Genomic DNA, 19,944 nt, shown 5'->3' with positions numbered 1-19,944 from the left:
GATGACATTTAGAGCGAAACCACCGCAGCTTTGATACGGGTATGGTCGAGTACCGATTGCTCGCCCAAATCGTGTCCGACACCCGAATTCTTGGTGCCGCCAAAGGGCAGTGCCATATCGAGTATGTTATGGACATTGACCCAGATGTTGCCAGCTTTGAAACCGCGGATGAACCGGTGCACGCGACTGATGTCATGTGTCCAGATACTGGCACCGAGCCCATATTCGGAATCATTGGCCAGCCTGAGAGCCTCGGCTTCGTCGGTGAATCTTGACGCTACAAGAACCGGACCGAAAATTTCCTCTCGTACCACGCGCATATGCTGGTTTATGTTCACCAACACTGTCGGTTTAACATAGCTGCCCGCATGATCGACGGCTTCGCCACCGATCAGTACAGATGCGCCCTCGCGTTTGCCGGTTTCGATGTAGCTGAGCACGCGTTCCTGTTGCGCGCGATTGACCAGAGGCCCCATCTGGCTTTTTGGATCGAGACCAGGGCCAAGCCGGATAGAGCGAGCAATCTCCGCTACCCCTTCGAGCACCTTTTCGAAAACTGCTTCATGCACATAGAGCCTTGATCCGGCACAACAATTTTGACCATGATTGCCGAAGATTGCCCAGGCGGCACCGGGGATGGCTTTTTCCAGATCGGCATCAGCCATGATGACGACCGGTGATTTGCCACCAAGTTCCAGATTGTACTTTTTGAAGGTCGCTGCCGCGTGTGACGCAATCAGCTTGCCAGTCGCGGTCGAGCCGGTGAAGGAGATTTTATCGATACCCGGATGTCTCACAAGCGCGGCTCCCGTGTCGGCGCCGGAACCGGTGACCACATTGAGAACCCCTTCGGGGATGCCGGCCTCAAGCGCAAGATCGGCAAGGCGAAGCGCAGTCAGCGGTGTGGGCTCAGCAGGCTTGAGGACAATCGTGCAACCAGCGGCTAGGGCGGGAGCGATTTTCCACACCGCCTGACAGAGAGGAACATTCCAGGGCGTAATGCCCGCGACAGTCCCGATGGGCTCGCGCTGGGTAAAGGCGAAGAATTCGCCCTGCGGCATGTAGGGCGCTGAAATATCGACCGTGCGCCCCTCAATCTTGGTTGCCCAGCCCGACATGTAACGTAGGGTATGAGCAGAAAATTCGACGTCGAAGAGACGGGTGTTGGCGATCAACCGGCCGCTGTTAATGGTTTCCAGTTCTGAAAGTTCACGGCTGTTCTGTTCGATCAGATCGGCCAGCCTCGACATGGCAAGTGCTCGTTCATGAGGTCGCATGCGCGACCATGGACCATTTTCCAGCGCGTGGCGGGCGGCACCGACTGCCGCGTTTACGTCTTCGGCCGTAGCTTCTGGCACATATCCGACCGTGTCACCGGAACTTGGGTCGACCATTGGAAAGGTTTTCCCACCGGAGGCGGCAACAGTTCGCCCGCCGATGCGAAGACCATGTTCCTGACGCAGAAACGCGCGACTTTCGGCTCCGAGAAGATTTAAATCGTTACTAAGCGCATTCATTCGGAACCTCTGTTGTTACGGCATTGTTCGATTTCAGGCGGTGGCTTTGGCGTCGGCAGTCCGTTCAAGGAGGGCGAAAGCGGAATGGACGAATAGTCGAACACCCATGGCAAGTGCGTCCTCGTCGAAGTCGAAAGCGGCATCGTGATGCGGTGCGGTGATGCCTTTGGCAGTATTACCGGCGCCCAACAACACGAAGCAGGATGGCGCCTTATGTCCGAAGGCAGAAAAATCTTCTCCGGGCATGATTGGCGGCAGTTCGCTGACCTGCCTGGAGCCAAAAAGTGTGGTGGCGACAGCCGAGACAATAGATGCAGTTTGCGGGTCGTTGACCACACTGTCGTAGATCCGAGTATATTCGTAGTCACAAGCCGCGCCGTGTGTTGCACTGATGCCGGTGGCGATCTCGCCGATGCGGTGCTCGATCAGGTCGCGAATGCCGGGATCGAAGGTGTTGGTGCCGCCGCTGATCGTTGCAGTCGCTGGAATGACGCCGACAGATCGACCGGAATGGAATTCAGTAACACCCACTACCGCGGAATGTAGCGGATCAATCTCCCGAGCGACCAGGTACTGCAGGTTGGTGATGATTTGTGCTGCGATCGAGATAGGATCGACGGCGGCATGGGGAGCACCGATATGGCCACCCTTGCCTTTGACGGTGACCTTGAAGACGTCACAAGCAGCCATCACGTGCCGGGCGTTCACCTGCACTACGCCGATCTCGTAGGGTGACCAGAGATGCAGGCCGATCACCCTGTCCACGCCCTTCATCACCCCATTGGCTATCATCCCCGCAGCTCCGCCGGGCGGTGTTTCTTCACCATTTTCGAACAGGAAGCGGATTTCACCGCCTATCCTGTTACTGAGCTGCGACAGCACGGCGGCCGAGCCCAACAGAATAGCCGTGTGCCCGTCATGACCACAGGCATGCATGACACCGGGATTTCGGGATGCAAAGGACAGGCCTGTATCTTCAGTGATGGGCAATGCATCGAAATCGGCGCGTATCGCTATCGTCGGGCCGGGCAATTCGCCCACCAACCGTCCGACTACGCTCGTGCCTGATGGGCGAGAGATTTCGATGTTGCCGAAGGACCGCAACGTCTTGACGATGAATTCCCCGGTATCGTGCTCCTGAAAGGAGAGCTCTGGGTTGGCGTGTATGTGTCGTCGCCATGCAATCACCTTGTCCGTGACTTCTTTTACGAGCGCATCAAGCTGATCCTGCATTGCACTTCTCCCTGGGACCGGCAAACAAGCTTTGAAGACCAGTCTGTCTGCGGCCAAACTCATCCCGTTACCGGAACGCTTTGTCCCGGTTCAGATCGCTCAGCAATGTGCTCAAGTCTTTGTTCAGTCGAAGTCGGGCGATTCCAGTCGCATGCAAACAGCGCGCGGTTCGGTATAGGCATGGACCACTTCGGTGCCGAATTCACGGCCAAGTCCCGAGAGCTTGGTGCCGCCGAAAGGCATGGCCGTATCGAGAATGTTGTGCGTATTGATCCAGACCGTGCCCGCGTCGAGCTGGCTGGCCAACAGATGGGCCTTATTGATATCTTTGGTCCAGATACTGGCACCAAGTCCGAATTCGGTATCGTTGGCCAGCGCTTTGATCTGGCGTGGATCTTCTATGGGCATTGCCATCACAACGGGGCCGAACACTTCCTCACGGGCAATTCGCATGTCGCGGCGGCCTTTAGTCAATACGGTCGGCTGGTAAAAGTAGCCCGTTGTGTCGGCGCGGCTCGCACCGCACAAAGGTTCTGCGCCGTCTTCGATGCCACCCGCGACCAGTGATGAGACACGTTCCATCTGGCGGGCAGAGATCAACGGGCCAAGTTGAGTCGACGGATCAAAACCGCTGCCAAGTCGCAACTCCTTGGCGATCTGTGCCACCCCTTTAGTCACGTCATCAAAAATCGAGGCGTCGATAAAGAGCCGGGAACCGGCGGTACAAACCTGTCCCGAGTTGGGGAAAATCGCATTCGCCGCGCCGGGTATTGCTTTATCTAAATCCGCATCGGCCAATATGATTGTTGGAGACTTGCCGCCAAGTTCAAGCGTCACGCGTTTCATCTGGCGCGCTGAGGATTGAAGAATGCGTTGGCCCGTAGCCGTCGAGCCCGTAAATGCGATCTTGCGCACGAGTTCATGGTCCACGATAGCCTGACCCGCTTCATGCCCATAGCCGGTAACGATGTTGATCGCACCGTCGGGAATGCCCGCTTCGAGGATCAGTTCACCCAGTCGAAGCGTTGTCAGAGAGGCCTCTTCCGAGGGCTTCAATACAATTGTACAACCGAAGGCTATAGCTGGCGCGATCTTCTGAATTGCCTGACCAAGTGGGAAATTCCAGGGCGTGATGCCACCCACGACACCTACAGGCCGGCGTTCAGTGTAGGCGCGATAGGTGCCTCCATCGTCGAAAAAAGGCGAGAGCGTGATATATTCGCCGTTGATCTTCGAGGCCCATCCCGCGTAGTAGCGCAGTGCATCCACCGAGAATTTCAGGTCAATGTTCTTTGAAACCAGATAAGGCTTGCCGTTGTCCAGCGTTTCAAGGCGTGCCAATTCTTCTGCGTCACGGTCAACCAATAGCGCTAGCTTTTCAAGCAATCTGCCGCGATCCAGCGGGCGCATCTTTTGCCAGAGTGCGCTCTCGAAGGTACGGTGAGCGGCTTGCACGGCGTGGTCGACGTCGACCGCCGAGGCAGCCGCTATATCAGCGATCTTCTCTTCTGTTGCAGGATCATAAACAGGGATAGTGCGGCCATCGGCAGGGTTCTGCCATTTGCCAGCAATCAATAATGTACCTGCTGGAATACGCATGGCTGCTCCGCCAGCTCGTTCTATCAACGAAAGCATTTCAATTCACTCCCAGTTCGGATTGGCAATGACGCCTTCCGGTCATGTCAGTTCCCTTTTAGCGATCTTGATCGATCGTCTTTTCGTCGCTGATGACGAAATTGACCATTGGAAGCCCCTGAAGGTCCAATAGTATCGAGGCAGGAGATTGATCGCATAATGCTATCGCGGTCAGGTCTCGCCGGCTTTGTTTGTTCTGGATGTCTAGTGTTCCAACAGAGAAAGAAACCTCGTGAGGGCCGGGACAGACTGGCTGGAACCATAGACCAAAGCGAGATTGAGTCCCACATCCAATCCATCTACAGGTAGCAGCTGCACGCCGAGAGGCTTGCGCCATTTCTGGCATTCGTTGACGAGCGCATTTCCAAGGCCGGTTGTGACAAGCGCCAGCATTTCCGCCTCGTTCTCGGCTTCATGCACGACATCTACCGCGATGCCAGCCTGGAAAAGACCGCGGTGCATTTCGTCATAGTAGGCAGGACTTTCGCGACGATGAAACTGGATCATCCGTTGACCCGCCAGTTCAGACACATTTACCGATTTCCGGCCTGCAAATTCCGAGTTGACGGGCACTGCGAGCAACACCGAATGGCGCGTTATAGGTTTTATGGTCAGGAGGGGATCGGCAGGCGGATTATAGAGAAATCCCGCATCGATCCTGCCATCATATATGGCTTCGATTTGGTCGAGACTTGTCATCGCACTCAGCACCAGACTAACTCCCGGACTGGTGCTTCGGAACTCCATGATCGTTTCAGGAATGATGCCGCTCCATGCGGCGACTTCGATAAAGCCAAGCTTCAGCATGCCAGACTCGCCGCGAGCGACCGATTGTGCCTCACTGACAGCATGACTGAGGTCCACAAGGATTTCACGGCAATGATCCCGAAATGTGCGCCCCGCCGCCGAAAGTCTCACACCGCGCGGCAAACGATCAAATAACGTCACCCCGAGTTCTGCTTCGAGCAGCTGGACTTGGCGGCTGAGCGCGGGTTGGGCGATATGGATGCGTTCCGATGCGCGCCCGTAATGCTCGTCTTCCGCCACCGCTATGAAATATCGAATTTGTCTCAGATCCATGATGATTGATAACAATATGCGATTTGTTATGGCAAGCGATTATATTGGACCCTTCAAGCCTCACCCCACTATTCCTTGGAAAACTTTTCCTATGCGACAAACCAATAATGCCGCAGTGGCATGAGGACCTTTTCATGCATTCGCCTTTTCTCGCTTTCGAAACCCAAGCCAAAGCTCAACCCGACGCACCGATGTTGATCGCACCGGCAAGTGCCGGTCTCGCTTATGCGCCAGGCGGGTTTCGAAAGACATATGGCGAAGTATATGCTGAGGTTAGGGAGGTCATGGCACGCTTTACTGCGGCTGGATATGGCGCAGGTCACCGGGTTGCGCTGCTCCTTGAAAACCGACCGGAATTTTTCAGCCACTGGCTGGCACTCAATGGCATCGGTGTCTCAATTGTACCGATCAATCCGGACCTTCGCCCAGCAGAACTCGATTATCAACTCGAAATTGCCGATGCGGATCTGATCGTCACTTACTCCTTCCAAGCGCCGGCATTGTCAGGCTTCGAAAGCGAGTATATTCGCGTGGTTGAAGCAGGTGGTATCCTTCCTGTTGCGACTTCAGTCACCGGAAAGCTCAAGGGGAACGGAGACGACGAATGCGCACTGCTTTTTACATCCGGCAGCACCGGAAAGCCGAAGGGCTGTATTCTTTCCAACACCTATTTTATGACGCTCGCCGACTGGTATGTCACCCAGGGCGGTATCGGTGAAATCATATCAAACCGTGAAATAGCGCTTACGCCACTGCCAATGTTCCACATGAATGCACTCGGCTGCACGGCACTCGGCATGATCGTGTCAGGGGGCGCCATCGTGCCGCTGGATCGCTTTCACGCCAGCCGCTGGTGGCAGTCGGTCAGCGAATCGGGTGCAACTATCATTCATTGCCTTGGTGTTATTCCTGCGATTTTGCTCAGGCTTCCCGAAACATCCTTTGACCGCGACCACAGGGTCAAGTTTTCACTGGGGCCGGGCGTGGATGCTCAGCACAAAATCGAATTCGAGGAGCGCTATCGCATTCCGATCATCGAGGCGTGGGCGATGACCGAGACGGGCGGGCGGGCTTGTACCGGCACGGCGCGCGACGCTTATACACCTGGCTTGCGTTGCATCGGTCGCGCACGGGCAGGCATGGAGTACCGGATTGTTGATGATCTGGATTGCGATGTCGAGCGTGGCAAACCGGGCGAACTGATCGTGCGCGCGGCTGGTAACGATCCGCGCCAGGGCTTTTTCTCCGGCTATCTCAAGGACGAAAAGGCGACTGAGGAGGCTTGGGCCGGTGGCTGGTTTCACACAGGTGACGTCGTTTATGAGGATGACGAACACCTGCTTTATTTCTTCGATCGCAAGAAAAGTATTGTCCGTCGCAGCGGTGAAAACATTGCCGTTCTTGAAGTCGAAGCGGCACTGGGTGGCAATGCCGCTATCAAGGCAATAGCGGTGACGCCAGTTCCCGACGAACTACGAGGCGAAGAAGTGTTCGCCTTTTTCGTGCGGGCGGAAGGCGCCGACCGTGACGATCCCGTCATGCTGGCTGAGGCGGTTGTCCGGGATAGTGCCGAGCGGCTCGCCTATCACAAGTTGCCGGGTTATGTCGCCTTCATCAATTCGCTGCCGCTTAGTTCCACCCAAAAACTGCAGCGTGGCGAGATCAAAACCATGGCGGCCGAATTGGTGCGTCTGGGCGCGGCAATAGACCTACGAGATCTCAAGGCACGTATTCGGCACAAAATGGGGCAAGGCTGATGACAGGTCAACTTGCACGGAAGTCTTATGAAGGAATTGTCGCCGCGGTGCCGGTAACCGTGCCTTACGAGCGATTTTCCATCCAGAGCGCACATTGGTGGATCGGCCGCGCATTAAGGGCATTGGCCAAAAACGCAGGTATTAGTCACCGTGACTTTGATGGCTTCGCGATGGCAAGTTTTTCCACTGCACCCGACACGGCGATCGGGTTGACCCAACATTTTGGCTTGTCGCCCCGCTGGCTCGATCATGTGCCAATGGGAGGCGTTTCCGGCATTATCTCGCTTCGACGTGCAGCACGGGCTGTGCAGGCCGGAGATGCGGATATTGTCGCCTGTGTTGCTGGCGATACCAACCATGTCGATAGTTTTCGCAAGACACTCGCCAATTTCTCGCGCTTTGCGCAGGACGCGACATATCCCTATGGGGCGGGCGGGGCCAATGCCAGTTTTGCACTCATTGCGCGGCACTACATGAACCGTTTTGACGCTAAGCGGGAAGATTTCGGCAAGCTTTGTGTCGCCCAGCGGACCAATGCACTTCGCAATCCATTTGCGCTGATGAAAAAGCCACTGACCCTTGAGCAATATATGGCGGCGCGACCGGTTGCCGACCCGATTCACCTTTTCGATTGTGTAATGCCCTGCGCAGGCGCGGAAGCATTTTTGATAATGCGTGAGGAAACAGCGAAACCCCTTAACCTCCCATTTGTCCATATTCTTTCGACGATAGAGCGCCATCATGCTTATGCTGACGACGAGGTGCAATATCGCGGTGGCTGGGCGCGCGATATAGACGATCTCTACGCCATGGCTTCCGTTACTGCGAACGATATCGATGTGGTGCAAACCTACGACGATTACCCTGTCATCTCCATGATGCAGTTCGAGGATCTGGGATTCTGCAAGAAGGGCGAGGGACCCGATTTCGTCCGCAGCCATACATTCGAAATAGACGGCTCGTTCCCACATAACACCAGTGGCGGCCAACTCTCCGTCGGCCAGGCGGGTGCGGCGGGCGGTCATCTTGGCATTGTGGAGGCCATGCGACAGGTAATGGGGGCAGCGGGTGCGACGCAGGTCAAAAATGCCCGTATCAGTCTCGCCTCTGGCTTCGGAATGATCAATTACGACCGCGGGCTTTCATCTGGTGCGGTTATTTTCGCGGGAGGGAACGCATGACTGAACCACTTGCTCGACCAAAGCGAAAAAATCCGCTTGCCCGTACGCGCCAGCCACTTCTGCCGCCATCTGCTCGCAGCCGCACGGCGCATGGCCTTACGCGCGCCGCCGCCGAGGGCCGTTTTGCTCTTCAATGTTGCGAAGAGTGCAGACAGTTTACTTATCCGCCTCGAGATGCCTGCCCGAACTGCTTGTCGCACAAGCTTACATTCGTCGACGCGCCCAGTGGCGGAAAACTGGTTTCCGCTACGACAATCCGCATTACCAGCGACAGCTATTTTCGTGAGCGCACACCCTGGCGACAAGGCATTGTCACCTCGGATTGCGGTCCACAGATCATCGCGAACCTCCATGGCGAATGCGTAGAGGGAGAGCAGGTTCGGCTGTCGCTACGGCTCGACAAAGCGGGGCAGCCTGTAATCTTCGCATCCCCCCTGAAGGGAAAAGACAACATGCTTGACGATCCTGCGTGGCGTGAATTGACTGCTGATCCGAAATTCAGGCGTGTGCTGATCACTGATGGTCGCAACCCTGTTGGACAGGCGCTGGCGCAACCGCTGATCAGAGCGGGTGCCGCTCGCGTTTTCGTCGGCGTTTCGGAGCCGTGGAAACCGTTTCCCGGTGAGCATGAGCTGCGCGCAATCGAGGGCGTGGAGATTGTGCCGCTGGATGTGACAGCCGAGCAATCCATCAACGACCTAGCGGCCGATATCGGCGCGAAGATCGATATTCTAATCAATACAGCAGCCCATACGCGACCAACACAACTCTTTGATCCGAGTAGTGTGCGTAAGCTGATGGAGGGCGCGGAGGTGATGCTGGCGGGTTCGATGCGGCTGGCACAAGCATTCGGTCCGATCATGGTAAGCCGAGGCGCTGATGGCGCAAACTCGGCAACGGCTTGGGTGAATGTACTTTCTGTCTATGCATTTGCCAACCTGCCGACATATGGCGCATTGTCGGTGCTGAACGCTGCGTGCCTCTCACTTTCGCACTGGCTCAGGGCAGAGTTGAGACCAGGTGGCATCAAGCTGCTTAATGCTTTTGCGGGACCTTTGGATACGGAATGGTTTCAAACCGTGCCGCCGCCAAAGGTCGCTCCGATACAACTTGCCGAAGCCATCCTTGACGGTTTGCGACGAGGCCTTGAAGAAATATATGTCGGCGATATTGCGAAGGATGTTCGCGAGCGGCTTGCCGCCAATCCGAAAGCACTGGAACGGGAGATCTGTCTATGAGCAGTACCGCCCACACACCCGACTCCGTTCTCGCAGCACTGGCGCTTCAGATCGCCAGTGGTGAATTACAACTGGTGGACCTGACACACACGCTGAGCCCGGAATTCCCGACCATCATCATGCCGCCGGAGCTTGGCCAGTCCGCGCCTTTCCGAATTGAGCGCATATCCTGTTATGACGGCAGCGGTCCGGGCTGGTACTGGAACAATATTTCGTTCGGTGAACATACGGGCACGCATTTCGACGCTCCAATTCATTGGTTTACGGGCAAAGACTTGCCGTTAAACACTGTCGATACCCTGCCGACTGCTCATATGGTGGCGTCTGCCAACGTTATCGATTGTTCAAGGCAATCCGCACTCGATCCAGATTACCTTCTGACAGTTTCTGATATAGAATCCTGGGAGGCCATTCACGGTCGTATAGCACCGCGCAGTTGGGTGTTGCTGCGGACCGACTGGTCGAAAAAATCAGGCCGTGACTATGCCAATCTCGCCGATGATGGTGCCCATACGCCTGGTCCGGACGTTGAGGTTATGCGCTGGCTGGTTGAGGAACGAGACATTATCGGCTTCGGCACAGAGACCATTGGCACCGATGCGGGGCAGGCTGGATATTTCAGCCCGCCTTATCCTGCTCATCATTATCTTCATGGCGCGGGTCGCTATGGTTTGCAATGTCTTGCAAATCTCGACCAATTGCCGCCCAAAGGTTCCGTCATCATGGCCGCGCCTTTGAAGATCAAACATGGTTCGGGCAGCCCTCTTAGGGTGCTGGCGCTCATCGCTGGTTGAATTGGGCTATCCTAGGCAGAGAGCTGAAATCGACGCTTCCGGTATGGTCGCGAAGAACACTCCGGTTACCACGAGGGCGGTGCCGACCATCCGCCGGAGGTTTCGTTTGGCTGATAGGCCAAGGCTCGACATACTCGATATCCCAAAGCCCGAGATGACAACGCCAGGTAATGCGACAACGGCAAAACCGGACATGTAGAGTGCACCGGCAGCTATATCGCCGAAAAGAGCAGCGGTGAGTAGCGCATTGAGCACCATTGCACAGGGTGCAAGTCCCAGTGCAGCGCCAAGCTGGAAGGGCGAGCGCGGTTGCAGTTTCAACGCCGATTTTTGCAATATGGCGAATAAACTGAACCGGCCTTCGAGCTTTGAAGGTGACGGCAGGAAGCCGATGATTGAAAGCCCCGTCAGAATAATCATAAAAGCTGCGACATATCTGAGGAAATTCTGGAAGCCGGCCAGCAACATCAAGTTCTGGATGTAATAGCCGAGGCTGCCTGCGACCATTCCCGCCATGACGTAGACTGCAGCACGACCCAACTGCATCCTGACGAGGAAATTCAGTCGCTGACTAGTGGAGAACATGCCAGTGGGCTGAGAGGTGGTAACAAAAATGGAGGCGATACCGCCACAGAGGCCAGCGCAATGCAGACTGCTGGCCAGCCCTGTAAGCATCCCGGATGCAAGGATTAACTCAAGTGTCATTTTTAGCGTCCGCAGCAATGAAGAATTTAGGCAGCGGTCACCGAAAGCTGTATCGAGCGGATACATCAACGGAACAGCTGCCCTTGAGAACTTCAGGGGTTAACTTGCATCTTCGATGCGCGACGCGCCGATCTTCTGATATGCTTGCGGTCGTTTGTTACGTAGCCAAAGAGCCTGCAGAAAACCTGCGATGGCAACGACAACCAAACCCCATGGCAAAGCGTTGACCAATGGAGAATCTATCCCTGTCAGCGCTTCGTAGTTGGTGACTGCGAGCCACGTGGCTGCGGCAATCGCGATACCGCCGAGCGCGGGTGCTACTGTGGTTGTCAGCCCATAGGTGCCGCGCTTGGCAAAAAACACCGGAATGCCGAGCGCAGTCAGCGCCAGGAGGGTCATAAGACCGACTGAGCCCAGACCTACGAACATGGGCGAGATATTGAGAAGTGGATCGAGACCGGCGAGTGCCGCAGCCGCAGTAATAACTGAGAGAACCAGTGTCAGGAACAGTCCTGCAACATGGGGGGATTTATAAACCGGATGCGTTTTGGCCAATCGCTGCGGTAGTACGCCGTCGCGGGCGAGAGCGTAAATATAGCGGGCGCTGTTATTGAAGAGGCCCAGAACTGCGGCAAATGCGCTGGTGACCACGAGAACGCTGAAAGCATGCGCACTCCAGGCACCAAGGAAGTCGTTGGCTCGCGCAGTAACGAAATGGCCCGGATCGGCCTCCGCGACCTTTGCAACCTCGAGGCTGCCGATTGCGGTCGAGAGGCACCATGCGGTCAACGCGTAGAGCAAGCCAGCAATGATGACGGAGATGTAAGTTGCACGCGGAATCGTGACTTTGCGGTCGCTTGCTTCCTCCTGATAAATGGCTGTGCTTTCGAAACCGATCATGCTGTTGAAGGCATAAATCAGCGCGACACCGAGACCGGGGGCAAAGACGGACGACGGTGAAAAATCGCCGAGGTTGAATGCCGGTAACCCTTTCTGAAATATGATGGCGATATTGAGCAGCATGATCATCGCGATTTCGGCTAGGAGGGCGACCGACAGTACCGTCGCAACCAGCGTGATGCGGTGGTATGCGAGTATCGAAACGATGACGATGCTTATTGCGGCCCACAATAGCCAAGGGGTCTGAAGCCCCGTTATCAGCGCAAAGAGGTCGCCGCAAAAGAAAGAAAGTGCCGAAAGCGTCGACAGGCAGAGCGCAAGATAGGAAACGGCGGCGATATAGGCAGCGGGCAACCCTATGGTTCGCCCGACACTCGCCGAGATATAGGCATAGAAGGCACCGGCGTTCTTGATGAAGGGAATCTGCCGAACATAGCCCACCGCAAACAGAAGCATGGCGACCCCTCCAAGAAGCCATGCGCCGGGCACGCCTGAACCATTGCCAAAGGCGAGTGCTATCGGCATGAGCGCCACGACGACAGCCAGCGGCGCGCTGACGGCCAGCACCATGAAGACGATAGCCGACGTACCGAGTACGCCGCGTTGAAGTTGTTCGTCGGTAGCGTCGCTGATAGCGCTCGCTTCGACGGATAGTGAAGTCGAAGAAACAGGCACTATTGTCCCCTTTTATTGTTAATTCAGGTTACCTGCGTCGTATTGAAGCCGCTTTGTCTAATTTTTACCGCTACAGCAAGAGGTGTGGGTTTTTGAGCCGTGACCACCCGGCTGCGATGCTGGGATTTTCATCGCCGGACTGGTTTTGAAAAAATTGTTGGGTTTTAAGGTAAAGCCCGCATATTCCACTGGCATGATCGGGAAATCCTCGGGCTTGCAGACATGCGTATGGCCGAAGCTGTGCCAGAGCACGATATCCTCATTGACGATACTGCGTTTCTGTCTGACATAGACCGGAAGCCCGCATTCGCCGCCGTGCTGGTTTGGGTAGTCACCGCTGGCGAAGCGTTCCTCCGGTGCATATGGCGTCACCCAGACATGCTTGGAGGCGAAACCTGCACGCTTGTAAACAGAGCTCCCGGGGTCGGCGAGCAGTGTCGGCGATGGCATCACAACCAGCTTGTAGCCCGGCGCGTTACCGACGTCGTTGGACTTGTTGGGATTGATGACCTTCCAGTACCGGCCGGTAGATCCATCGGTTTCACGCGCGGCGTCGGCTTCATTCTCCAGCACCGTCGAGCTGACCTTGAAAACGTTGCCATGAGGATTTTCCGGCCCCATAGGCACACGGATATAATCGTGTTCTGTAACGCTGTTGCCGTTACCGTCGACGGTCATATGCAAGCGGGCGTTGAAGAAGTGCTGGTGCGAGGGACCACCAAGCGAAGGGACAATCATACCGCCCCACTGGTAAGGTTCCCCGTCTGACAGTGCTGCGGTTTGGACGATACCAGTCAGCTTGGCTTCGAGCTGAATCGTTCCATCTTGGTAGAGATACCAGTAGAAGCCGTAGTCGTAGTTGCCGACGGTGGCGAAGAAGCTAATGACAAGGCGGCGAGACCGGCGCGTCTCGCTGATGTTGGAGCGGAACTCATTGTGCTTCCACAGAATTCCGAAATCTTCCTCGTGCATGCATATTGCATTTTTCATCACAAAGGACTGGCCGAAATCGTCAGATGCGGGCACGTCGAAATAGTGAATGTGGCCGAGACAATCGCAGCCGAGTTCCAGCTGGTTGGCAAGCTTGCCAAGGCCGAATTCGCCAGCATCGAAGGCGCATTTTGCAAAATGCTGTGGCGAAGGGTCGGCGTAGGGCACGGCCATTTCGGTGATGCTCGCGCGATAAATAAGCGGTCGGGTGGCATCGCCATCCCGGAAGGCAAGCTGATACAACACCAGCCCCTCCCGAGGGGTGAACCCGACGCGAAACTCCCAATCCTGCCACGTCACTTTCCATCCATCGACAGTGAAGCTTGGGCCGTCCGGCTGAATGATTTCGAGCGGTTTGAGATCGGTACGTGCAGGAGCGAGGGAGGCGCTATCGTAGTTGTACTGTTGCTTGGGGATCGGTACGAGCCGTTCGTCATCCTCCACGGTGATAACCTTGCCTTCTATGAGGTCAACCACCGCAACGATGCCTTCAATCGGATGTGCATAAGCATTATCCTGCTCGTAAGCGCGATAGTAGGAGACAGCGCGCAATATGCGGCGGCCTTTATAGGGCTCGAAATCAAAATAACCGGGTGAGATCGGGTCTATTTGGATAAGTTCGATTTCGCTGTCGGTGAGCCCGCGGCGCTTCATGGCCGAACGCCATTCCGGTGCCGCTTTAACAATATCGGCGGCCCGGAAGAAATCCTCGACGATAATCGGCGGTTGGCCGTGCTCATGATCGGTTTCGAGATCTTTCCAGGACACTAACTCTTCGGTACGTAGGTCCACCAACGCCTCACCCGCGTGGCCTGTGGCGATGTCGAGCACCAGGATAAAGGCAACACGCGAAAAGTCATCGCTGCCGGTGAAAGTTTCGACTTCAGACTTTGGCGGTTCACGCAGCTCTACGAAGGGAAAGCGTGGCAACTGGCCAAGATCGCGTGCCGCGTGCAGAATCTTGCATGCGGCATCGATCTCGGTGATCGACAGCGGGTCAAGCGGGTGAGTTGCTTTGGCGGCGGAAGGTGTGGGATCGTGTTCTTGAAGCATGATGGCACTCTGCTGGTCTTCGATCAGCAAATGTCTCACGTTCAAACAACATCGGGGATGATGGAAGTGGCCAAATATTTTGCAATTTAGGCCACGACAGGTTGAGCTGCAGGCAGGTCCAAGATGAATTTCAGAATGCTGAAATTTTTCGAGCTGTCATAAGCGGTCCTTTTGTAATGTAGTCGCGTGGCGAGAGACCGGTCCATATCTTGAAAGCGCGGGAAAACACTGCAACGTCGGAGTAGCCCAGATAGGCCGCAAGTTCAGATAACTGCAATCGGCTATTGGCCAAGAGACTTTCCGCCTTCAGCAATCGCTGGGACTGCAGGATTTCTCTGAACGAGGTGCCTTCCTCGTCCAGTTTCCGTCGCAAGCTTCGGGTCGAAAGACTTAATTCCTTGGCGATAATATCGAGATCGACACAAGCTCGGCCCAGCCGTTTGACGACGCAGTTCGTCACCACGTCGCTGATCGTCTGACCGGCTTCCGGCGTTACAAACATCAGGTCGTGAAGGTGGCGTTCTACGACTGCCATTGCTTGGGTCTCAGCCATTCCACCTAATCGCAGCGGGCGGTCGAGATCCTCGTTGGCGATGATCATGCGATTGGAGCGCGCCTTGCCGCCAACAGGCGACCTAAAGAAATCGCGCAGTCGCGTACCCCGTGTGTCCATCGAGTGTTCGAATTCAATCTGTTGCGGGACCCAACGAGGCAGCCCGAGTTGGCGAATGAGTGCAGCAATCGCGCCGAGCGTAAATTCCGCATCCTGATGTCGGGGCCAGATCGATGGGTCCTCGATGGCATAAGCGTAGCTCGTCGTGTCGGCTTCTCGCGTAATCAATAGGCTTGTCCTGGTTTGCCAGGCTGTCTGAAAGCGTGCAAAGATATCAAGTGCCGACCGCACGCTTTGTGCGTTGCTCATGAGCGCATAAAAAGGCCCCAGTTGTTGCAGCCGAAAGCTTGAGCCGAGTTCGAGCCCGAAATAGGGATTGCCGGTATGGATTGCTGCATCTTCCATTAGTTCTATATAAAGACGCAACGAAACGCGGCTATATGGCGAGCGCAAGTCGGCTTTTGAAAACCCATGGCGCGAAAGGATATCGTCGAGCGGTGCACGCAGGCGCGCGAGTTCATTGACGATCGGCTCGAGGAAAAGAGCTCGGATGGTCGCTTGCCTGTTATCGGCAGCGTAAGCCAGCTGATCCAGCATGTCGGCCTCGGTGGTCCGGATGTCCCATTTGTCGGGCGATGCCCAGCGATATGCTTACCCCGTATCTTCGTACGTTACAGGTTCGCACTCGCTCATTATCCACGCTCCTTGGTCTTGATCAAGACCACTGCGTTCAATTCCCGACGCATATTTCAAAGCAATCTCTTCATAGCCGTTCGTTATCAATAGGCTCTACCTATTCTATTGGATGCCCAGGGGGATTTCAGTTTTGCATGTGATCAGGTAGGTGCGGGCTTTGCACAAAGCGATGCTTCGACCAAACATAAAAAAGGGGAGTTTAGGACCATGAAAAAACTAAGGACCGCCGTCACCACGATTATGCTGGCATCCGTTGCCAGCGGTGCGGAGGCACAGAATCTGGTGGGCTATATCTCGCCGATCACAGCACAACCGGGCCAGCAGATGATCAATGCTGCAATTGAGGAAGCTGCAAAGGAAAAAGGTTGGACCTATCGAGTACTCGATGCAGGTCTTTCCGCCGACCGCCAAGTCTCGCATGTGGATACACTTCTCACAATGGGCGCCAGAGCAATTGGTTCGTGGTCGCTTGACGCGAATGCTGTTGCGGGAGCCTATGACCGCGCCAAATCGCAGGGGGTGCCGGTGATTGGCCTGAACTCCGTTGGTGAAGGCGTCGCCAACACGGTGTGGTGGCAGACCAATGTCTGCGATGCCGGCGGCGCTTATGACCAGCAGGCCGCCTGGATCGCTAAGCGCAAACCCGGCGCCAAAGTGGTGGTGTTCGGAGGGCCGCCGGTTGAAGCCATCGTCAACAACGTCAAATGCTTCACCGCCGCCGCCAAAGCAGCTGGCCTTGATGTCATCGACCGAGTGGACAACACCAAGGATTCAACAGCAAATGCTGCGAGCCTGGCTTCCGACGAGTTGTTACGGTTCCCGGACACCGAGGTTTTCTGGGCCTACAACGATGCAAGTGCGCTCGGTATTTCCGCCTCTGCACTGGCAAGTGGCAAGTCGATATATGATGGCAAGAATGAAGACGGTATCATGGTTTTCGGTATCAATGGCGACCCGGATGCTATCACTGCAATCAAGGAAGGTCGACTGACAGGAACTTGGGACCCGGACTCCTACGCGACCGGTTTTGCTGTCGCCACTGCCATGGAACGCGCTATGGCTGATGCAAGTGTGCCGCAAAAGGAAATCATCGTGGCGGCAAAGCTGTTCACTTATGAGAACATAGACAGTTGGAAGAACGGTCCCGAGCGCGGTTATTCGCTTACCAGTTTTCCAATAGCCGAATAAATAACGGTTTGTGTTCGGTCAGGTCGCGGAAACTGGCTAACCGCACCTGACCGGACCGAACATTCTGTAGAATACACCGCTTGATGTGTAGAACCGCAGGCCGCTGCTACGCGCTCACTCGATCGTCGATTGACGTCGGCGACGGAGTATCTCCCGCAAACCACCAAGCCAAACGGCTAGTATGAGAATGGCACCGCTTACCATGCCCTGCCAGAAGGATGAGACGCCACTCAGTGTCAGGCCATTCTGTACCACGCCGAGGAAGAGGACGCCCACCATTGTGCCGAACACGCCGCCGTCTCCACCGGTGAAGGCCGTTCCTCCGATCAGGACGGCGGCAAGGACGGTCATCAGCAGCGTGGGGTCAACCTCTGCCGCTGCCGATGTCAGCCGTCCAACCTGAACAATACTTCCCAAGCCAGCCATCAAACCTGCAATGATGAAGACGATTAGCACAACGCGCTTGACGTCAATGCCGTTCAAGCGCGCCGCTTCGGCATTTGCTCCGATTGCATAAAGCGCGCGACCGAAGGCTGTGAACTTCAGAATGCCGCCAGCGATCAGTAGCAGAGCAAAATCAAAAATAAGGATGATCGGGAATGGGCCGATACTGCCATTGACGAAGGTGTTGAGCGGCTTAAATCCGGCGCTGGAAAATACGCTCACGCTCGTGCCTTCGTTGATGATCAGCGCGAAACTCTGGAACATTGAGAGTGTGCCGAGCGTGACAACAAAGAAGGATATCTTGAAATAGGCAACAAGCATGCCGTTGATCGCGCCGAGCAGGGCGCCAAAAGCCAATGCCATCAAGATCGCAATGGGAGCTGAAGTGCCTGCGAGTAATAGCAGGCCGAAGATCATCGCGGTCGCGGCTGCAGCACTCGCAACGGATAAGTCAACGCTGCCCGATATAACGACATAAGTGGCACCCAGCGCCAGCACGAAGATGACGCTGTTGGATTTAACGATGTTCATCAGGTTGGGCCAGGTGAGGAACACTGGCTGCGTGAGCGTCATGAAAATACTTACAATGACAAGGGCGACCAATGCGCCAGCATATCTGTTTTGGAAAATACGGACGATCAAGGATGGCGCGGGCGTATAGCGTCCGGTCGCAGACTGCTTTTCCAATTGGGTGAGTGTCATTGGTGTGCTCCGGAAAGTTGGGTCGGATATTCATGTCTGGCGATACCCGCGACTGCGACATGGGCGATGGCCTGTTCGGTGGCTTCGTCACGACCGAATTCCTGTTGCAGCTCGCCTTCGAAAAAGACCGCGATCCGGTCGCATATTCCGAGGAGTTCTGGTAGTTCAGAGGAGATCACGATCACCGCTGCACCGGCTTCGGCTGCGTCTTGCAGCATTCGATAAATCTCGCTCTTTGCGCCGACATCTATGCCTCGCGTCGGCTCGCTCAGCACAAGCACATCTGGTTTGCGAACGAAGGTGCGGCCGAGTATCACTTTCTGCTGATTGCCGCCGGAAAGGGTAGATATCGCGGTGGCAGGCGACGAAGTGGCCACACGGTATTTCCTGATAGCATTGCCGACGTCTTTGCGCTCCCTGCGGCTACTCAGCAAACCGAACGGACAGAGCCTATCCATCCAGGCAAGGGAGAAATTTTCGAGCACGCTGCGTACAAGCAGGAGCGCAGATGCTTTACGGTCATCCGGGACATAACCAATACCGGCGGCGATCGCCTTGCGTGGATCACCCAACCGAACCTTGCGTCCCGCGACCCGGACGGTGCCAGCGCTGGCGATAGCGCCGCCAAGAGCCATGCCGAATTCGGATTTTCCCGATCCAACAAGGCCTGCGATGCCCATAATCTCGCCACGGTTGACTGCAAGCGATGTTGGCTTCAGAACCCCTTTGGGCGTATGCAAGTCGTCGATTTGGAGAATAGTTTCACCAGTATCTATCAAGCGTTTGCCATAGAAATCCTTGATCTCTCTGCCAACCATCAATCGGACAAGGTCGGATTCCCGCGTATCGGGAAGTGGAACTGTTGCCACGAGCGTGCCGTCGCGCAAAACGGTTGCGACAGAAGACACTGCATATATTTCGGGCATGCGGTGGGTTATCATCAGAATAGCCATGCCGGCATCCCGCTCTTGCCGGACAAGATTGAGCAAGCGTTCCGTGGCGGCTTCCGATAGCGAGCTGGTTGCCTCGTCAAGAATAAACAGTCGGGCATTGGAGGAGAGGGCGCGGGCGATCTCAATCTCTTGACGGAGTTCGACGCTGAGTTCGGAAACGATAGCACGCGGCGAGATATGCACGCCGAGGCGAGCGAGGGCAGCAAGCGCGTCTGTTTCCAATTGCGGCCAGTCAATCAGGCCAAAACGGGTTCTTGGCAGTCGACCGAGAAAGATATTTTCGGCAACGGTGAGGGTTTGTGCGAGGGTCAGCTCCTGGCTGATCATTACAATGCCCTTGCGCAAAGCCTGAACGGGGCTCTCGATCCGGCATTCCTCACCTGCAACGATGATCTTGCCTTCATCAGGCTGAATAAGGCCAGCGATCACTTTGGAAAGTGTGGACTTACCGGAGCCATTCTCGCCAGTCAGGGCATGAACTTCGCCAGCTCGAACTGCCAGATCGACTTTGCTGAGTGCGCGAACTCCCGGGAAGGTCTTGGATATTCCCTCGAGCCGGACGATCACATTGCCATCCATACTCTTGTCCT

The 19,944-nt window shown here is 55.7% G+C and carries 15 protein-coding genes; 5 read left to right on the top strand and 10 right to left on the bottom strand.

All coding sequences use genetic code 11. The annotated features are described in order from the left end of the window. Window positions 1-8 precede the first annotated feature (8 nt). The 4 genes from QBD01_RS07585 to QBD01_RS07570 all read right to left on the bottom strand — a co-directional run bounded on the left by QBD01_RS07585 (window position 9) and on the right by QBD01_RS07570 (window position 5,480). Window positions 9-1,517, bottom strand: coding sequence for an aldehyde dehydrogenase family protein (locus QBD01_RS07585; protein ID WP_280992298.1), 1,509 nt, complete (start codon window positions 1,515-1,517; stop codon window positions 9-11). A gap of 33 nt (window positions 1,518-1,550) precedes the next feature. Continuing rightward, entirely contained in the window at window positions 1,551-2,750 is a 1,200-nt protein-coding gene (locus QBD01_RS07580; RefSeq protein ID WP_280992297.1) for an amidohydrolase, read from the bottom strand. Window positions 2,751-2,873: 123 nt separating this feature from the next. Then, window positions 2,874-4,349 (bottom strand): aldehyde dehydrogenase family protein, encoded by a 1,476-nt coding sequence (locus QBD01_RS07575; RefSeq protein ID WP_280992296.1) that lies wholly within the window; start codon window positions 4,347-4,349, stop codon window positions 2,874-2,876. 240 nt (window positions 4,350-4,589) lie between these two features. Further along, window positions 4,590-5,480, bottom strand: coding sequence for a LysR substrate-binding domain-containing protein (locus QBD01_RS07570; protein ID WP_280992295.1), 891 nt, complete (start codon window positions 5,478-5,480; stop codon window positions 4,590-4,592). 92 nt (window positions 5,481-5,572) lie between these two features. On the opposite strand from QBD01_RS07570, the gene QBD01_RS07565 reads away from it, so the two are divergent. Genes QBD01_RS07565 through QBD01_RS07550 form a run of 4 tightly spaced genes read left to right on the top strand, consistent with a single transcriptional unit; the run spans window position 5,573 to window position 10,435 of the window. Then, window positions 5,573-7,222, top strand: a complete 1,650-nt coding sequence (locus QBD01_RS07565) for an AMP-binding protein (protein WP_392391333.1) — start codon at window positions 5,573-5,575, stop codon at window positions 7,220-7,222. Next, on the top strand, window positions 7,222-8,403 hold the full coding sequence (locus tag QBD01_RS07560) for a thiolase family protein (protein WP_280992293.1): 1,182 nt from the start codon (window positions 7,222-7,224) through the stop codon (window positions 8,401-8,403). The genes QBD01_RS07565 and QBD01_RS07560 overlap by 1 nt, the downstream gene beginning before the upstream one ends. Further along, a complete protein-coding gene (locus tag QBD01_RS07555; protein WP_280992292.1) occupies window positions 8,400-9,641 on the top strand; it encodes an SDR family oxidoreductase in 1,242 nt (413 codons plus the stop codon). Before QBD01_RS07560 ends, QBD01_RS07555 begins: the two co-directional genes overlap by 4 nt. Further along, window positions 9,638-10,435, top strand: coding sequence for a cyclase family protein (locus QBD01_RS07550; protein WP_280992291.1), 798 nt, complete (start codon window positions 9,638-9,640; stop codon window positions 10,433-10,435). The genes QBD01_RS07555 and QBD01_RS07550 overlap by 4 nt, the downstream gene beginning before the upstream one ends. A gap of 6 nt (window positions 10,436-10,441) precedes the next feature. On the opposite strand, the gene QBD01_RS07545 is transcribed toward QBD01_RS07550, so the two are convergent. The 4 genes from QBD01_RS07545 to QBD01_RS07530 form a co-directional block, all read right to left on the bottom strand. After that, on the bottom strand, window positions 10,442-11,206 hold the full coding sequence (locus QBD01_RS07545; protein ID WP_280992290.1) for a sulfite exporter TauE/SafE family protein: 765 nt from the start codon (window positions 11,204-11,206) through the stop codon (window positions 10,442-10,444). A 33-nt stretch (window positions 11,207-11,239) separates the two neighbouring features. Next, entirely contained in the window at window positions 11,240-12,715 is a 1,476-nt protein-coding gene (locus tag QBD01_RS07540; protein ID WP_280992289.1) for an APC family permease, read from the bottom strand. Between the two features lie 57 nt (window positions 12,716-12,772). Beyond that, entirely contained in the window at window positions 12,773-14,758 is a 1,986-nt protein-coding gene (locus QBD01_RS07535) for a primary-amine oxidase (protein WP_280992507.1), read from the bottom strand. Window positions 14,759-14,888: 130 nt separating this feature from the next. Continuing rightward, window positions 14,889-15,968: an AraC family transcriptional regulator ligand-binding domain-containing protein gene (locus QBD01_RS07530; RefSeq protein WP_280992288.1), complete on the bottom strand. Its 1,080-nt coding sequence runs from the start codon at window positions 15,966-15,968 to the stop codon at window positions 14,889-14,891. 306 nt (window positions 15,969-16,274) lie between these two features. Here QBD01_RS07530 and QBD01_RS07525 point away from each other — a divergent pair, with 306 nt between their 5' ends. Further along, on the top strand, window positions 16,275-17,255 hold the full coding sequence (locus QBD01_RS07525; RefSeq protein ID WP_280992287.1) for a sugar ABC transporter substrate-binding protein: 981 nt from the start codon (window positions 16,275-16,277) through the stop codon (window positions 17,253-17,255). Window positions 17,256-17,369: 114 nt separating this feature from the next. On the opposite strand, the gene QBD01_RS07520 is transcribed toward QBD01_RS07525, so the two are convergent. Together QBD01_RS07520 and QBD01_RS07515 are read right to left on the bottom strand one after the other, a co-directional pair. After that, window positions 17,370-18,401: an ABC transporter permease gene (locus tag QBD01_RS07520; protein WP_280992286.1), complete on the bottom strand. Its 1,032-nt coding sequence runs from the start codon at window positions 18,399-18,401 to the stop codon at window positions 17,370-17,372. Beyond that, window positions 18,398-19,933 (bottom strand): sugar ABC transporter ATP-binding protein, encoded by a 1,536-nt coding sequence (locus QBD01_RS07515; protein ID WP_280992285.1) that lies wholly within the window; start codon window positions 19,931-19,933, stop codon window positions 18,398-18,400. The genes QBD01_RS07520 and QBD01_RS07515 overlap by 4 nt, the downstream gene beginning before the upstream one ends. Between the last annotated feature and the right edge of the window lie 11 nt (window positions 19,934-19,944).

It is taken from the genome of Ochrobactrum sp. 19YEA23 (assembly GCF_029909865.1).
GTDB classification, from domain to species: Bacteria; Pseudomonadota; Alphaproteobacteria; order Rhizobiales; family Rhizobiaceae; genus Brucella; species Brucella gambitense.
Note: the sequence above shows the minus strand (reverse complement) of the source record. Positions and strands in the feature narration are given on the sequence as shown.

Coding starts and splice junctions, on each gene's coding strand:
- QBD01_RS07585 (WP_280992298.1), bottom strand. CDS start 1,517: ATGAATGCGCTTAGTAACGATTTAAATCTTCTCGGAGCCGAAAGTCGC.
- QBD01_RS07580 (WP_280992297.1), bottom strand. CDS start 2,750: ATGCAGGATCAGCTTGATGCGCTCGTAAAAGAAGTCACGGACAAGGTG.
- QBD01_RS07575 (WP_280992296.1), bottom strand. CDS start 4,349: ATGCGTATTCCAGCAGGTACATTATTGATTGCTGGCAAATGGCAGAAC.
- QBD01_RS07565 (WP_392391333.1), top strand. CDS start 5,573: ATGCCGCAGTGGCATGAGGACCTTTTCATGCATTCGCCTTTTCTCGCT.
- QBD01_RS07560 (WP_280992293.1), top strand. CDS start 7,222: ATGACAGGTCAACTTGCACGGAAGTCTTATGAAGGAATTGTCGCCGCG.
- QBD01_RS07555 (WP_280992292.1), top strand. CDS start 8,400: ATGACTGAACCACTTGCTCGACCAAAGCGAAAAAATCCGCTTGCCCGT.
- QBD01_RS07550 (WP_280992291.1), top strand. CDS start 9,638: ATGAGCAGTACCGCCCACACACCCGACTCCGTTCTCGCAGCACTGGCG.
- QBD01_RS07545 (WP_280992290.1), bottom strand. CDS start 11,206: ATGTATCCGCTCGATACAGCTTTCGGTGACCGCTGCCTAAATTCTTCA.
- QBD01_RS07535 (WP_280992507.1), bottom strand. CDS start 14,758: ATGCTTCAAGAACACGATCCCACACCTTCCGCCGCCAAAGCAACTCAC.
- QBD01_RS07530 (WP_280992288.1), bottom strand. CDS start 15,968: ATGCTGGATCAGCTGGCTTACGCTGCCGATAACAGGCAAGCGACCATC.
- QBD01_RS07525 (WP_280992287.1), top strand. CDS start 16,275: ATGAAAAAACTAAGGACCGCCGTCACCACGATTATGCTGGCATCCGTT.
- QBD01_RS07520 (WP_280992286.1), bottom strand. CDS start 18,401: ATGACACTCACCCAATTGGAAAAGCAGTCTGCGACCGGACGCTATACG.
- QBD01_RS07515 (WP_280992285.1), bottom strand. CDS start 19,933: ATGGATGGCAATGTGATCGTCCGGCTCGAGGGAATATCCAAGACCTTC.